The following is a 15015-nucleotide window of genomic DNA, read 5'->3' as shown; positions in this document are numbered from 1 at the left end:
CAAAGACTATCCGGCGGCCTATCAAGTCAGCAAAGGCTCGGCCTGACAGGTGGACACAGCCTTTTATGAAAGGATCCGCGACCAGAAAGCGGGGCGCACGCTGATCGAGCAGTTCGAAGTGCCGATCCGCACCGGTCGCGCGTGGAATGTGCCGGCCGGGCATGTGTTCAGGGTCACGACCCCGGTCGGCCCGCAAGTCGGGGATTTCAATGTGTGGAATGCCCACGATCCACGCGAGCGCTTGTGGGCGGCGCGGACCCGGCAGTTGCAGGGCGCCCATGTCAGCACCCATGACCGGCTCTGGTCGAACCTGCCCTTTTTACGGCCGCTGGTGACCATTACCGATGACAGCCTGGCCGGTTATGGCATCGACGAACACGGCGGGCGTTTGCACGATTTGCTGGGAACGCGCTGCGATCCTTACGTGAACAAAATGCTTACCGGCGAAGACTTCCATCATCACTGCCACTCCAACCTGACTCGCGCCGTATTACCCCATGGCCTGACCGAGTTCGATATGCATGACGTGCTGAACATTTTTCAATGCACCGGCCTGAACCATGATGACCTGTACTTCATGAAAGCCTGTCCGGCGCAGAAGGGCGATTACCTGGAGTTCTTTGCCGAGATTGATCTTTTGTGTGCGCTATCGACCTGCCCGGGCGGCGATCTGTCGCTCGCCATGTGGGGGCCGGATGCGCAGGATCCGTTGAGCGTGTGCCGCCCGCTGGGAGTGGAGATTTACCGGTTGGAGGATTCGTTGCTTGAAGGCTGGAGCCCGCCGGAGCGTGCGGCTTACAAAGGACTACACGGCTTGCACATTGCCAAGGCCGATTGGGAAAAGTGAAGGACTTTTGTGGCGAGGGGGCTTGCCCCCGTTCGGCTGCGAAGCAGTCGTAAATGTTTTAGGGCCGCTTCGCGCCCCAACGGGGGCAATCCCCTCACCACAGTTTCGGTCAGCGGTCCTGCGCGTCCTTGGCATCCGCTTCAGCGTTGCGTTCGGCGACGCGTTTACGTTGCTCATCGGTCAGTTCGACCTTGTTGGCGGTGTCACGCAGCAACAGCAAACCGCCAACGATCGAGCCGATGGCAACGATCAGAATCAACCAGGCATACCAGGGCATAGGCGTTCTCCTTGAGGGCAGGCCGGTGGGCGAGGGTTTCGCCAACCGATCGTGCATACCACTTTTGAGCGATCAATTTTCGCAGTGGTTCCATTCTATGCCTGATATGCCCTGCACGCCGTACATCCTTGAAGCAGCGACTGTTTAGAGCCCGGTCAACATCGCATCCGCCGGCGCATCGGCACGCAGTTGCGCCGTCAGCATGAAGTACACGAAACCCACCGCCATGAAGCCGAGGAAGATCAACCCGATCAAGGTGTTGAACCAGGCCATCGCCACCAGGCAAACCACCGCCAGCACCAACGCAATGAATGGCACCAAAGGGTAGCAAGGCGCGCGGAAAGTGCGTTCCAGGTACGGTTCGGTTTTGCGCAGTTTGAACAGGCTGAGCATGCTCATGATGTACATCACAATCGCGCCGAACACCGCCATGGTGATCATCGCCGCCGTCAGCGTCATGCCGCCGAGGTTGATCAAGCCGTCGCTGTAGATCGCCGCGATACCGATCACGCCACCGGCGATGATTGCCCGGTGCGGGGTCTGGAAACGCGACAGTTTGGCCAGGGAGGCCGGCAGGTAACCGGCCCGGGCGAGGGCGAAGAACTGCCGCGAGTAGCCGAGGATGATCCCGTGGAAACTCGCCACCAGGCCGAACAGGCCAATCCACACCAGCATGTGCAACCAGCCGGAGCTTTCGCCGACCACCGCTTTCATCGCTTGCGGCAGCGGATCGTTGATGTTCGACAGGGTGCGCCAGTCGCCGACGCCGCCGGCAAAGAACATCACGCCCATCGCCAGCAGCACCAGCGTCAGGATGCCGCTGATGTAGGCCTTGGGAATCGTGCGCTTCGGATCCTTGGCTTCTTCGGCGGCCATGGCCGCACCTTCGATGGCCAGGAAGAACCAGATGGCAAACGGAATTGCCGCGAACATCCCGGCAATCGCCGGCGCACCGAACACATCAGAACCGGCCCAGCCATTGAGCGCGAAGTTACTGAAGCTGAACGCCGGGGCGACCACGCCCATGAACACCAGTAATTCAGCGACTGCCAATACGCAGACCACCAGTTCGAAGGTAGCGGCCAGTTTCACCCCGAGAATGTTCAGGCCCATGAATACGATGTAGGCGCCGACCGCCGCGTGTTTCGGGTCGAGGGCGGGAAACTGCACGTTCAGATAGGCGCCGATTGCCAGGGCAATCGCTGGTGGCGCGAAGACGAATTCGATCAGCGTCGCCAGCCCGGCAATCAACCCACCTTTCTCGCCAAAGGCTCGGCGGCTGTAGGCAAAGGGACCGCCGGCATGGGGAATCGCGGTGGTTAGCTCGGTGAAACTGAAGATGAAGCAGGTGTACATCGTGGCGACCATGAATGAGGTCACCAGAAAGCCCAGCGTACCCGCCACGCCCCAGCCGTAACTCCAGCCGAAGTATTCACCGGAAATCACCAGCCCGACCGCGATACCCCACAGGTGCAGCGTGCCCAGCGTGGGTTTGAGTTGTGTGTTCATGTGTTGCCCCCTGAACGGTTTGGAAAGCTCGGGGGGAGGGCGTGTGCAGCGGACGTGCCAGTGTTGTGATGGCAGTCGTAAAGCGCCAAAAGGTGTCGTATCGGGGATGTTCGCCGCTGGATGGGCGCTATTTGTGCGCCAGTTGGGGGCGGCGTCGTCTGTGCTGCCGCCTTCGCGGGCAAGCCTCGCTCCTACAGGGGAACCTGACGTAGGAGCGAGGCTTGCCCGCGAAGAGGCCCGTCCGGACACCACCGTAACAACGCCATAACCCCACTCTTTACGCATTCTTTATGCCCCGCCGCACCCCTCGATCTCGCTCCTTTACAGCCTCCCTGCCGACAATCACTCCACACGCGGCAATACGCCGTAACACGGAGAACTTCCATGAGCGTTCTGGACGGAGTGTCACTGCTATTGGCAGTGGGGCTGTTCATTTATCTGTTGGTTGCGCTGTTACGCGCGGACCGGAACTAGGAGCGGCTATGCACAGTTATGACTATTGGCTGATCCTCGCCTTCTTCGCCGTGGTGCTGATTCCGGCACCGTTTCTGGGGCGTTTCTACTACAAGGTGATGGAAGGGCAGCGTACCTGGCTTTCACCGATCCTCGGTCCGGTGGAACGTGGCTGCTATCGGGTGGCCGGCGTTGATCCGCAGGCCGAACAGAGCTGGCAGAAATACACCCTGGCCTTGCTCGCCTTTAACCTCGCGGGCTTTTTGCTGTTGTTCGCGATTCTGTTGTTCCAGGATCACTTGCCGTTGAACCCGCAAAACCTGCCGGGCCAGGAGTGGACGCAAGCGTTCAATACCGCTGTCAGCTTCATGACCAATACCAACTGGCAGTCCTACAGTGGCGAAGCATCCCTGAGCTACTTGAGCCAGATGGTTGGCCTCACCGTGCAGAACTTCGTCAGCGCCGCCACCGGTCTGGCGGTTCTGGTCGCCCTTTGCCGTGGCATCGGCCGCAAGTCCACCAAAACCCTGGGCAACTTCTGGGTCGACATGACCCGCGCCACCCTCTACGGCCTGCTGCCACTGTGCTTGCTGCTGGCGCTGTATCTGGTGTGGCAGGGCGTGCCGCAAACCTTCGCGCAATATGTGAATGCCGTGACGATGCAGGGCGTCGATCAGGTGATCCCGCTCGGCCCGGCAGCCAGCCAGATTGCGATCAAGCAACTGGGCACTAACGGCGGAGGCTTCTTCGGCGTCAACTCGGCGCATCCGTTCGAGAACCCGACGGCGTGGAGCAACCTGTTCGAAGTCGCCTCGATCATTCTGATCCCGGTGGCGCTGGTGTTCACCTTCGGCCATTACGTCAAAGACCTGCGTCAGAGCCGCGCGATCATCGCCTGCATGCTGGCGCTGTTTTTGATCGGCGGCGCGACGTCGCTGTGGGCTGAATACCAACCCAATCCAACCCTGGCCAACGTCGCCGTCGAACAGACCGCGCCGCTGGAAGGCAAGGAAGCACGCTTCGGCACCACCGCCACCGTGCTGTGGTCGGTGACCACTACCGCAGCGTCCAACGGTTCGGTCAACGGCATGCACGACAGCCTCAACCCGCTGAGCGGCATGGTCGCGATGGTCAACATGATGGTCGGCGAAGTGATCTTCGGCGGTGTCGGTGCCGGGCTCTACGGCATGTTGCTCAACGTGTTGATTGCGGTGTTCCTCGCCGGGCTGATGATCGGCCGCACGCCGGAATACCTCGGCAAGAAACTGCAAGCCCGGGAAGTTCAGCTGCTGGTGGTGACCTTGCTGGTGATGCCGGTGGGCGTGCTGGTGCTCGGCGCGATTGCCGCCAGCCTGCCAGGCCCGGTGGCGGCGGTGAGCAACCCCGGTGCTCACGGTTTCAGCCAGTTGCTTTATGCCTACACCTCGGCCAGTGCCAACAACGGTTCTGCCTTCGGCGGCTTCGGTGCCAACACTGCGTTCCACAACCTGATGCTGGGGCTGGGCATGTTGATCGGGCGCTTCGGCTACATCCTGCCGGTGCTGGCCCTGGCCGGCAGCCTGGCGATGAAGAAAACCGCGCCAATCGGCCAGAACAGCTTCCCGACCCATGGCCCGCTGTTCGTAACCCTGTTGACCGTGACCATCTTGCTGGTGGGTGGTTTGACCTTCCTGCCAACCCTGGCGCTGGGTCCGATTGCTGAACACTTGAGCATGGCCTTCTAAGGAGTCGATGATGAATATGCCCGCCACTAAAGCCGCCGTCGTCAAGGCGCCGGAACAACCGAAAACCGCCATCGCCGCGCTCTGGCGCCCGGCGCTGGTGCAAGCGTTCGTCAAGCTCGACCCACGGCAATTGCAGCGTGCGCCGGTGATGCTGGTGGTGGAACTGACCGCCATCCTCACCACCGTACTGTGCTTCATTCCCGACAGCGCCGTGCCGACCTTCGTCGCCGCGCAAATCGCGTTGTGGCTGTGGTTCACCGTGCTGTTCGCCAACTTCGCCGAAGCGTTGGCCGAAGGTCGCGGCAAGGCCCGCGCCGACAGTCTCAAGGCCGGCAGCGTTGGCTTGAGCGCCCGGCGCAAAAGCGCCAATGGCAGCTTTCAGGTAGTGCCCGCCAGTAGCCTGCGCAAGGGCGACGTGGTGCGCGTCGAAGCGGGAGAGATGATTCCCGGCGACGGCGAGGTGATCGAAGGCATCGCGGCGGTCAACGAGGCGGCGATTACCGGTGAATCGGCGCCAGTGATTCGCGAATCCGGCGGCGACCGTTCGGCCGTCACCGGCAACACTCGACTGGTGTCGGACTGGCTGCTGGTGCGCATCACCGCCAACCCCGGTGAGTCGACCCTGGATCGCATGATCGCGCTGGTCGAAGGCGCCAAACGCCAGAAAACCCCGAACGAAGTGGCGCTGGATATCCTGCTGATCGGCCTGACCCTGATCTTTCTGTTGGTGGTGGTGACCCTGCAACCGTTCGCCCACTTCGCCAACGGCAACCTGCCGCTGGTGTTCCTGGTCGCGTTGTTGGTCACGCTGATTCCGACCACCATTGGTGGCCTGCTGTCGGCCATCGGTATCGCTGGGATGGACCGTCTGGTGCGTCTGAACGTGATCGCCAAATCCGGTCGCGCCGTGGAAGCGGCGGGGGACGTGCACGTCCTGCTGCTGGACAAGACCGGCACAATCACCTTCGGCAACCGTCGCTGCAGCGCGGTTTATGCCGCACCAGGCGTCAGCGCCAAAGAACTGGCCGAGGGCGCGCAGTTTGCCTCGCTGGCGGATGACACGGCCGAAGGTAAATCCATCGTCGACTACCTGCGCGGTCTTCACTCGCAACCCGAGCCGTCCCCTGAGGTGCTGAGCGCCGTGCCGTTCAGTGCTGAAACCCGCTTGTCCGGTGTTGACTATCAGGGCCGGGTCTATCGCAAAGGCGCGGTGGATTCGCTGCTGAACTTCGTCGGTCTGAAACGCGCTGATCTGGCTCCCGCCCTGTCCCGGGAAATCGACAAGATCGCCCAGAGCGGTGGTACGCCGTTACTGGTGTGCGCCGACGGCAAATTGCTCGGTGTCATCCACCTCAAGGACGTGGTCAAGCCCGGCATTCGCGAGCGTTTCGCCGAGCTGCGCAAACTGGGGATTCGCACGGTCATGGTCACCGGCGACAACCCGCTGACCGCCGCTGCGATTGCTGCCGAAGCGGGCGTGGATGACGTGCTGGCCGAAGCCACGCCGGAGAAGAAACTGGCGCGCATTCGCCATGAGCAGAACGACGGTCGGCTGGTTGCCATGTGCGGAGACGGTGCCAACGACGCCCCGGCCCTGGCCCAGGCGGACGTCGGCATGGCGATGAACGACGGTACGCAAGCGGCGCGGGAGGCAGCGAACATGGTCGACCTCGACAGCGACCCGACCAAGCTGTTGGACGTGGTGCAGATCGGCAAGGAATTGCTGGTGACCCGTGGTGCACTGACCACCTTTTCCATCGCCAACGACGTGGCCAAGTACTTTGCGATCCTGCCGGCGCTATTCGCCTCGATCTACCCGCAATTGGGTGTGCTCAACGTCATGCACTTGAGCAGTCCGCAGAGCGCGATTCTGTCGGCGATCGTGTTCAACGCCCTGATCATTGTGGTGCTGATTCCACTGGCGCTGCGCGGTGTGCGGGTGCAGGCGGCGAGTGCGGCGGCGCTGCTGCGGCGCAATCTGCTGATCTATGGACTGGGCGGGATTCTGGTGCCGTTCGTGGGCATCAAGGCGATCGACATGCTGTTGACGGCGTTGCATCTGGTTTAGCGGTTGCTGCTTGAGGCAGGGGCTTTTTGTGGCGAGGGAGCTTGCTCCCGCTGGGCTGCGAAGCGGCCCCACCTCAGGCCCAAGTGATTATTCAGGGCACCGCATTCACCGGGTTTACGACTGCTGCGCAGCCGAGCGGGAGCAAGCTCCCTCGCCACAGGTGATGTGTGTGCCTTCTAGGTGATGAGTATTCTTCGAATCGAGGATTTTGAAATGTCCACACTGATACGTCCGGCCCTGAGCCTGTTGGTGCTGATGACCCTGATCACTGGCGTCGCCTACCCCTTGGTGGTGACTGGCGTTGCCCAGGTTGCCTTCCCGGACCAGGCCAATGGCAGCCTGGTGCGCGACGCCGACGGCAAGGTCCGTGGCTCGTCGCTGATTGCCCAGGATTTTGTCGGCGATGCATGGTTCCACCCACGGCCATCGGCCGGTGCCTTTGCCACCGTGTCGAGCAGCGCCAGCAACCTTTCGCCGAGCAATCCGGCGCTCGCCACTCGGGTGATCGAGGAAGCCAATAAACTGCAGGTGGCCGGGCAGGGGCCGGTGCCGTTGGCGCTGCTGACCACCTCCGGCAGTGGTCTCGATCCGCACTTGCCACCAGCGGCGATTGCCTATCAACTGGCGCGTGTCGCGGCAGCGCGCAACCTGCCGGTGTCTACGCTTGAGCAACTGCTGGATGCGCACATCGAACAGCCGTTGGTGGGGCCGCCGGTGGTGAATGTGCTTGAGTTGAATGCGGCGCTGGAAAAGCTGTAAAGGTTAGATGGTTGGAAGGATCGTTCCCACGCTCTGCGTGGGAATGCATCTATGGACGCTCTGCGTCCGCTTTGGCTTGGACGCGGAGCGTCCCGGGCTGCATTCCTTTGCTGCGCGTGGGAACGATCAATTAGAGAGAGAGCTTCAAGCATGAGTGACTCCGGCCGCGCCGACGCGCTGTTAGCAGACCTGCCCCGCGATGGCCGTGGCCGCCTCAAGGTGTTCCTCGGTGCCGCGCCGGGCGTGGGCAAGACCTACGCCATGCTGCAAGCCGCCCACACTCAACTGCGCCAGGGCGTGAAAGTCCTGGCCGGGGTGGTTGAAACCCACGGCCGCGCCGAAACCGAAGCACTACTCGCCGGTTTACCGCAGCAGCCATTGGTGCGCTCGGAATACCGTGGCGTAATGCTCGAAGAAATGGACCTCGATGGCTTGCTCGCTGCCAAGCCGAAACTGGTGCTGGTCGACGAACTGGCTCACAGCAATGCCCCCGGCAGCCGTCACACTAAACGCTGGCAAGACATCCAGGAATTGCTGGCCGCCGGCATCGACGTGTTCACCACGGTCAACGTCCAGCATCTGGAAAGCCTCAACGATCAGGTGCGCGGCATCACCGGCGTACAGGTCCGTGAAACCCTGCCGGACTGGGTGTTGCAAGAAGCCTACGAACTGCTGCTGATCGACCTGCCACCGCGCGAGCTGCTGGAGCGTCTGCGCGACGGCAAAGTCTACGTGCCGGAGCAGGCGCGGGCGGCGATCGATGCCTTTTTCACCCAGACCAACCTCACCGCCCTGCGCGAACTGGCGATGCAAACCGCCGCCGCTCAGGTCGATAACGATCTGGCGCAGGGGTATCGCCAGTTGGGGCAAGCAGCGCCAGCGGTGCGCGGTCGCTTGCTGGTGGGCGTCGATGGCGATGCGCAGGCCGAGCGTCTGGTGCGTCACGCCAGTCGCGTCGCCCAGCGGCGGCATCTGCCGTGGAGCCTGGTGCATGTGGACAACGGCCGGGTGCGCGACGAGCAGTCGCGCCTGCGCCTGCAAAGTGCCCAGCAACTGGCCGAACGCCTCGGTGGTGAAGTGGTGTTGCTGCGCGCCGGTGAGGTGGCGAAAACCTTGATTCAGCACGCTACCGAACGTCGCGCCAGTCTGGTGCTGGTGGGCCAGTCACGCCAGCGTTTGCGTCGACGGTTGTTCGGTGGCGGTCTGGCGTCGCGTTTGTTGCGCGATGCTCGCGGGCTGGAAATCAACGTGCTCGACAGCGATCACGAACAGCATCAACCGCGCCAACGTTCGGCGCAGTCGCTGGTGTGGTTCGACTACGCGTTGGCGCTGGTGGCGACGGTGCTCGCCAGTGCCCTGGCCTGGGCGGTGTCGAGCGTCTTGCCGCTGCCCAACATTTCGTTGGTGTTCCTTGCCGCAGTGTTGCTGGTGGCGGTGCGCAGTAGTCTCGGCCCGGCGCTGGCCTGTGCGGCGCTGTCGTTTCTGACCTATGACTTTCTGTTCATTCCACCGAATTTCTCATTTGCCATCCAGCGTGAAGAAGACGTGCTGACCTTGCTGTTCTTCCTGTTGATGGCGGCCCTGACCGGTAACCTTGCAGCGCGGCAACGGCGGCAATTGGAAGCCTTGCGCGATACTCAGGAAGAGACCACTGAGCTGCTCGACCTGTCGCGCAAACTCACCGCCGCCACCGACCGTCAGGCCGTGGTCAGCGCCGCGGCCCAGCATCTCAACGGCTGGAGCGACCTGAAACTGTGCCTGCTCAATCGTGATGGCCAGAGCGGCTGGAAAGTCGAAACCGGTGAGCCGCTGGAGTTTTCCGAGGCCGAGCGCGCCGCCGCCGATTGGGCCTGGCAACACGATCAACCGGCAGGCGCGGGCACCGGTACCTTGCCGTTCGGGCGCTGGTGGTGGTGGCCGTTGTCGGTGGACGACGGGCCGCTGGCATTGCTCGGCGTGTGTGCCAAAGAAGGCCAGACCCTGAGCGGCCAGCGTCGGCGCTTGCTGACCGCGCTGAGCCAACCGTTGGCCCAGGCGTTGGCCCGGGCGCAACTGGCCGATGACCTTGAGGCGGCGCGCTTGCATGGCGAAACCGAACAGTTGCGCAGCGCGCTGCTGGCGTCGGTGTCCCACGATTTGCGCACGCCGTTGACCTCCATGCGCGGCAGCATCGACAGCCTGCTGGCGCTGGGCGAGGCGATTCCGCTTGCGGACCGCCGCGAACTGCTCGAAGGCACCCGCGATGAAGCTGAACGGCTGGATCGCTACATCCAAAACCTGCTGGACATGACCCGCCTCGGTCACGGCGCTCTGAAGCTGGCGCGGGACTGGGTATCGCCGGCAGACATCGTCGGCAGTTCGCTCAATCGTCTACGCGCGGTGCTGGCGTCGTTGCACGTCGTTACCGAAGTGCCGGCCGAACTGCCGCTGCTCTATGTGCATGCCGCGTTGATCGAGCAAGCACTGGTCAATGTGCTGGAAAACGCCGCGCGTTTCTCACCGCCCCACGGACGTCTTGAATTGCGCGCCGGCGCCACTGACAGCGAGCTGTTTTTTTCGGTGAGCGATGAGGGTCCGGGCATTCCGGAAGAGGAACGGGCAAAGGTGTTCGACATGTTCTACACCGCTGCTCGCGGCGATCGTGGCGGGCAGGGCACCGGGCTGGGGCTGGCGATTTGTCAGGGTATGGTCGGTGCCCATGGCGGGCGGATCAGTGTCGCCGACGGCATCGAAGGGCGCGGCACCTGCATCACGCTGCACTTGCCGTTGCAGACTCAGCCGGGATTGGACAGTGAAGCCTGATCTCGCCTGCGCTACTCTCTTGCCACCTCTTTGTGTTGATGTGAATTCATGAGCCAGACCGCGACCATTTTGGTCATCGACGACGAACCGCAGATCCGCAAATTCCTGCGCATCAGCCTCGCCTCCCAAGGCTACAAAGTGCTGGAGGCCGGCACCGGCACGGAAGGCCTGGCCCAGGCTGCATTGAACAAACCCGACCTGCTGGTGCTCGACCTCGGCCTGCCGGACATGGATGGCCAACAGGTGCTACGCGAGTTTCGCGAGTGGTCGACGGTGCCGGTGCTGGTGCTCTCGGTGCGCGCCAGCGAAGGGCAGAAAGTCCAGGCGCTGGATGGCGGCGCCAACGACTACGTGACCAAGCCGTTCGGCATTCAGGAGTTTCTCGCCAGGGTGCGCGCCTTGCTGCGTCAGGCGCCAACGGGTGAGGCCCAGGAAGCAGCGCTCAATTTCGGTCCGCTCACTGTCGACCTGGCTTATCGCCGGGTGCTGTTGGATGGCGCCGAAGTGGCGTTGACTCGCAAGGAGTACGCGGTGCTGGCGCAACTGGCGCGGCACCCGGGACGGGTCATCACCCAGCAACAATTGCTCAAGGACATCTGGGGCCCGACCCACACCGAGGACAGCCACTATCTGCGGATCGTAGTCGGGCACTTACGGCAGAAACTGGCGGATGATCCGACTCAGCCGCGATTCATCGTCACCGAGGCGGGGGTGGGGTATCGGTTGATTGAATCGTTGAGTTAGGTGGTTGATCGTTCCCACGCTCTGCGTGGGAATGCCGCCATGGACGCTCTGCGTCCGCCGTTAAAAAGTGACGCGGAGCGTCACCGGATGCATTCCCACGCGGAGCGTGGGAACGATCGTCAGTACGCTTTACCGCCAATCCTCATTACGCTCATTCTCATACCGATCCAGCGTATCGCGCGCAATCTCGCGCCCCAGCGCGATCAACTCCGGCGCCTTGTAGAACTCGAAAAACCGGCACACCCGCTTGGGCACGTTGATCAGGATATCCGGTGGATACCCGGCAATCTTGTACTGCGCCAATGACGTCTGCATCACCTCGAAACTCTGGTTGATCAGGTCCAGCAAAGACGCCGGCCCGACGTTGTCGATGATGAACGACCCGGTGGCGGACTTCGGTGCGCCGTCGCTTTCCGGGGCTGCGGCCGGTTGCTGGGCTTGAGGCTCAGGGGATTCGATCCACGGGTTGATTTCGGCCGCCTCTGCCATCAGCGCTTCCTTTTCCAGCAGCAGCAATTGCTCCGCCTGTTTGCGGCGGAAAGGCAATTTCGAGCCCAGTGAATTGATCAGGCTGTCGAAGCGGGTTTTGAACGCTGCCGGGCGCTGGATCACCGGCAGTTGATAGTGACGCTGGTTAGTGGAGTTGAGGTTGACCGCAATGATCAGGTCGCAATGGCTCGACACCACCGGCACGATCGGCAACGGGTTGAGGATGCCGCCGTCCACCAGCATTCGATTGCCCTGCATCACCGGCGTGAACAGGCTGGGGATGGCCGCCGAGGCACGCATGGCCTGGTGCAGGCAGCCTTCCTGGAACCAGATTTCCTGCTGGTTTGTGAGGTCCGTGGCCACGGCTGTGTAGGGGATGCGCAGGTCTTCGATATTGATCTCGCCGACGATCTTGCGGATCTGCCCGAAGACCTTCTCCCCGCGAATCGCGCCCAGGCGGAAGCTGACATCCACCAGGCGCAACACGTCGAGGTAATCCAGGCTCTCGATCCAGTCGCGATAATCATCGAGTTTGCCGGCGGCATAGATCCCGCCGACCACCGCACCCATGGAGCAACCGGCGATGCAGGCGATGTCGTAGCCACGCCGTTCGATCTCTTCAATGACGCCGATATGGGCGTAGCCCCGGGCGCCGCCCGAGCCCAACACCAGTGCGACACGCTTTTTCATGGATCGACCTCTCTGACAAGGTTCAACAATGCACCCATCGAGGGGCACGCTTCAATCGCTATGGTCGTTCGACGGGAGCTGGCGTCGTTTTTTGACACTCAACGAAGGCGAGTGGGTATCCTCGCGAGCGCTATAGTTTCCACTGCGGGTCCAAGGCACTTTTCGCGCGCCAGAGCGGTCTTACCTGCACGACTGTCTACTATCTTTGAGGTGTGAGTGATGAAAGCTTGGATTTGTGTGCCTTTGATTGCGTTGGCGCTTGCCGGTTGTGCCGGTAAAACCGCTTACCGTGACAGCTGCGGTAGCCAGCTCGACGCCGCCTGGCACGAACTGGATCTGGCCAAGGCCGAGGGTTTAGCCGGGACTGTCAGCTACTCCAAGGCGCTGTCGTTGCTGACCGGTGCCAAGACCCAGCAACAATTCGAAGCGTACGAGGGTTGTACCAGAAAGGCCGAGAAGGCACGTTTCTACATTCGTGAGTCCCGCGCCGGCCGTTGAGGCATGACGGAGCGTACTCAGGGTAATTCGATTCAGGGAGTACGCGATGTCTGCCGTGGTTGATCGATTGGTGGCTCAAGTACTGGGCCTGGAAGTCCGTTTGCTGGCCTGTCAGGCTCGCTTGAGTGCCCGCACCGATCCGGAAGCGCTGCACGATCTGCGTACCACCGTGCGCCGTTTGCGCAGCCTGCTGCGGCCCTTGCGCGGTTTGCCCGGGGTCGAACAACTGGAAGCAGCGTCGTCCCGGGTCGGCCAACTGACCACACCGTTGCGTGATCGTGAAGTGCTGGCGGCGTACTTGCTCCAGCACAATCAACCCGAGGCCGCGCACCGGCGCATGGCGCGGATGGCTGAGGCTTATCCAGCCGTTGCGATGAGCCCGGAGCTGACGCAGTTGCTGATGATCCTCGACGCCTTTCCGCGTTTCCTGCGGGCCTCCCAGCGCCAGGGTTTGCTCAAGGGCTTGCGCCAGCGCATCGAAAAACGCCTGGCCAAACAATGGAAGAAACTCGACCAGACCCTGCACGATCCCGCCCATGACCGCCATCGTCTGCGCCTGCTGATCAAGCGCGCGCGTTATGGCATCGAAGCTTATCCCGAACTGGATCGTTTGCCGGAAGCGGCCATGCCCAGGCTGAAGTCGGCTCAGGCTGCCTTGGGGGATTGGCACGACAGCTGGCAATGGCTGGCCCGCGCCAAGGAAGAGCCCGATTTGCAGCCATGTGTCGTAGTCTGGAAAACCACCATGGCCCAGGCCGAAGCGCGCGCCGACCGCGTCCTCGACAAACTCAGCGCCGCCTGCTTCAAATCCTGAACCCATCCGGCCTATCTGTCGGGCTCTTTGGCCGGAATAAGCGCTGTGCCGGCCTTGCGGGCTGGTTAAGATCGCTCCATCCATTTCCCTGTCTCTGAGGTTCCCATGCGCTTTTCCGATCTGCTCGACGCTGTTCGCAGCCAGCCGCAGGAAGTGTCTATTCCACCCGAATGGGGCCAGGGGCGGGCGAGTTTTGGTGGTCTGATAGCTGCCTTGCAATACGAAGCCATGCGCGCAAAAGTCCCGGCGGATCGTCCGGTACGCTCGCTGGCAATCACCTTTGTCGGCCCGGTCGAACCCGATGTGCCGGTCAGTTTTGAAGTCGACGTATTGCGCGAAGGCAAAGCCGTCAGCCAGGTGTTGGGTCGGGCGATGCAGAAGGGGCAAGTGGTGACGTTGGTCCAGGGCAGCTTCGGCGCTTCGCGACCTTCCGAAGTGATGGTTACGGCCAACCCGGCTCCCGAGATGAAGCACTGGGACGACTGTCAGGAACTGCCGTACATCAAAGGCGTGACCCCGGAATTCATGCGCTACCTGGCCATGCGCTGGAGTGTCGGTGGCATGCCGTTCACCGGTAACAAATCGCGGGACATGGGTGGTTGGGTACGCTTGCGTGGGGACGGGGAGGGCGAGTCGGTCAGCGAGGCGCATATCCTGGCGTTGGTCGATGCCTGGCCGCCGTCCTTGTTGTCGCATTTGAAGAAACCGGCGGCAGGCAGCACGCTCACCTGGACTATCGAATTCGTCCAGCCGTTGCTGGCGTTGAGTACGCTGGACTGGTGCAAGTACCTGGTGGACATCGAGCATGCCGCTGACGGCTACGGACACGCCGCCGCCAAACTGTGGAGCGAAGACGGTCAGTTGATCGCCATGAGTCGGCAGACCGTCACGATTTTCGCCTGATCAGCTATGGCGACGGTGACGCTCACGCCAGGCGCGCCACCAGCCGCCACTGAAGAAAAACCGTGGGAAGGTCAGGAACTGCTCGACCAGCAAGCGTGATACCGCATCTTTGCGATCACTGAACGGCTCGGAGGCTTGCGCCTCCAGGCGATGGCCGTGACGCTGCAGGCCCAGGGCGGCAATCAGGCCGATAACGCCAATCGCGAAGCTCGCCAGATCCAGGCTGAACACCCCCGAGACCATCAGCAAAAACGCCACGATGAACAGCGGCACGGCAATCAGGTGCAACACCAGATTGGTCGGGTGCTGGTGATTGTGCGGGTACAGTCGCCATTGCCAGGCGGGAAGGTTGGGGTGACGTTTGCCCATGATGCTTATCCTTGGTTCGTTGAGGCTCATGAACAAAGAATAGGTCGGGTGAAAGCCGTCGGCGAATCA

At 62.2% G+C, this 15015-nt stretch carries 14 protein-coding genes; 10 read left to right on the top strand and 4 right to left on the bottom strand.

Features of this window, described 5'->3' with window-relative positions; all coding sequences use genetic code 11:
• Positions 1-49 precede the first annotated feature (49 nt).
• On the top strand, positions 50-847 hold the full coding sequence (locus AC1RO5_RS18180; protein WP_493176714.1) for an urea carboxylase-associated family protein: 798 nt from the start codon (positions 50-52) through the stop codon (positions 845-847).
• 109 nt (positions 848-956) lie between these two features.
• Here the strand turns inward: AC1RO5_RS18180 and AC1RO5_RS18175 are convergent, their stop codons facing one another.
• Complete coding sequence (locus tag AC1RO5_RS18175; protein ID WP_007939963.1) at positions 957-1124, bottom strand: DUF2897 family protein; 168 nt, start codon at positions 1122-1124, stop codon at positions 957-959.
• Positions 1125-1268: 144 nt separating this feature from the next.
• Complete coding sequence (gene eat / locus AC1RO5_RS18170; protein ID WP_493176712.1) at positions 1269-2633, bottom strand: ethanolamine permease; 1365 nt, start codon at positions 2631-2633, stop codon at positions 1269-1271.
• Positions 2634-3017: 384 nt separating this feature from the next.
• On the opposite strand from eat, the gene kdpF reads away from it, so the two are divergent.
• The 6 genes from kdpF (at position 3018) to AC1RO5_RS18140 (ending at position 11183) form a co-directional block, all read left to right on the top strand.
• The gene (kdpF, locus tag AC1RO5_RS18165) at positions 3018-3107 is read left to right on the top strand and encodes a K(+)-transporting ATPase subunit F (RefSeq protein ID WP_007899818.1); all 90 of its coding nucleotides are present in this window, start codon (positions 3018-3020) and stop codon (positions 3105-3107) included.
• Between the two features lie 8 nt (positions 3108-3115).
• Positions 3116-4810 carry a potassium-transporting ATPase subunit KdpA gene (kdpA, locus tag AC1RO5_RS18160; RefSeq protein ID WP_493176711.1) on the top strand — a complete coding sequence of 565 codons (1695 nt, stop codon included), beginning with the start codon at positions 3116-3118 and terminating at the stop codon, positions 4808-4810.
• A gap of 10 nt (positions 4811-4820) precedes the next feature.
• Positions 4821-6878 carry a potassium-transporting ATPase subunit KdpB gene (gene kdpB, locus AC1RO5_RS18155; protein WP_493176709.1) on the top strand — a complete coding sequence of 686 codons (2058 nt, stop codon included), beginning with the start codon at positions 4821-4823 and terminating at the stop codon, positions 6876-6878.
• A 213-nt stretch (positions 6879-7091) separates the two neighbouring features.
• Positions 7092-7637, top strand: a complete 546-nt coding sequence (gene kdpC / locus AC1RO5_RS18150) for a potassium-transporting ATPase subunit KdpC (protein ID WP_493176707.1) — start codon at positions 7092-7094, stop codon at positions 7635-7637.
• Positions 7638-7787: 150 nt separating this feature from the next.
• Entirely contained in the window at positions 7788-10439 is a 2652-nt protein-coding gene (locus tag AC1RO5_RS18145) for a DUF4118 domain-containing protein (RefSeq protein ID WP_493176706.1), read from the top strand.
• Between the two features lie 48 nt (positions 10440-10487).
• Entirely contained in the window at positions 10488-11183 is a 696-nt protein-coding gene (locus tag AC1RO5_RS18140) for a response regulator (RefSeq protein ID WP_019650532.1), read from the top strand.
• A 129-nt stretch (positions 11184-11312) separates the two neighbouring features.
• Here AC1RO5_RS18140 and AC1RO5_RS18135 read toward each other — a convergent pair whose 3' ends face one another.
• Positions 11313-12362 (bottom strand): patatin-like phospholipase family protein, encoded by a 1050-nt coding sequence (locus tag AC1RO5_RS18135; RefSeq protein ID WP_493176704.1) that lies wholly within the window; start codon positions 12360-12362, stop codon positions 11313-11315.
• Positions 12363-12581: 219 nt separating this feature from the next.
• Between AC1RO5_RS18135 and AC1RO5_RS18130 the strand changes: the two genes are divergently transcribed.
• The 3 genes from AC1RO5_RS18130 (at position 12582) to AC1RO5_RS18120 (ending at position 14577) form a co-directional block, all read left to right on the top strand.
• Positions 12582-12860, top strand: coding sequence for a hypothetical protein (locus AC1RO5_RS18130; RefSeq protein ID WP_018929811.1), 279 nt, complete (start codon positions 12582-12584; stop codon positions 12858-12860).
• A gap of 46 nt (positions 12861-12906) precedes the next feature.
• Positions 12907-13674 carry a CHAD domain-containing protein gene (locus tag AC1RO5_RS18125; RefSeq protein WP_493176703.1) on the top strand — a complete coding sequence of 256 codons (768 nt, stop codon included), beginning with the start codon at positions 12907-12909 and terminating at the stop codon, positions 13672-13674.
• Between the two features lie 105 nt (positions 13675-13779).
• A complete protein-coding gene (locus AC1RO5_RS18120) occupies positions 13780-14577 on the top strand; it encodes an acyl-CoA thioesterase (protein WP_490134703.1) in 798 nt (265 codons plus the stop codon).
• On the opposite strand, the gene AC1RO5_RS18115 is transcribed toward AC1RO5_RS18120, so the two are convergent.
• Positions 14578-14946 (bottom strand): terminase, encoded by a 369-nt coding sequence (locus AC1RO5_RS18115; RefSeq protein ID WP_493176701.1) that lies wholly within the window; start codon positions 14944-14946, stop codon positions 14578-14580.
• Positions 14947-15015: the final 69 nt, after the last annotated feature.

Source organism: Pseudomonas sp. GW822-FHT02G04, from assembly GCF_058802085.1.
This window is presented reverse-complemented; position numbering and strand designations above follow the sequence as displayed.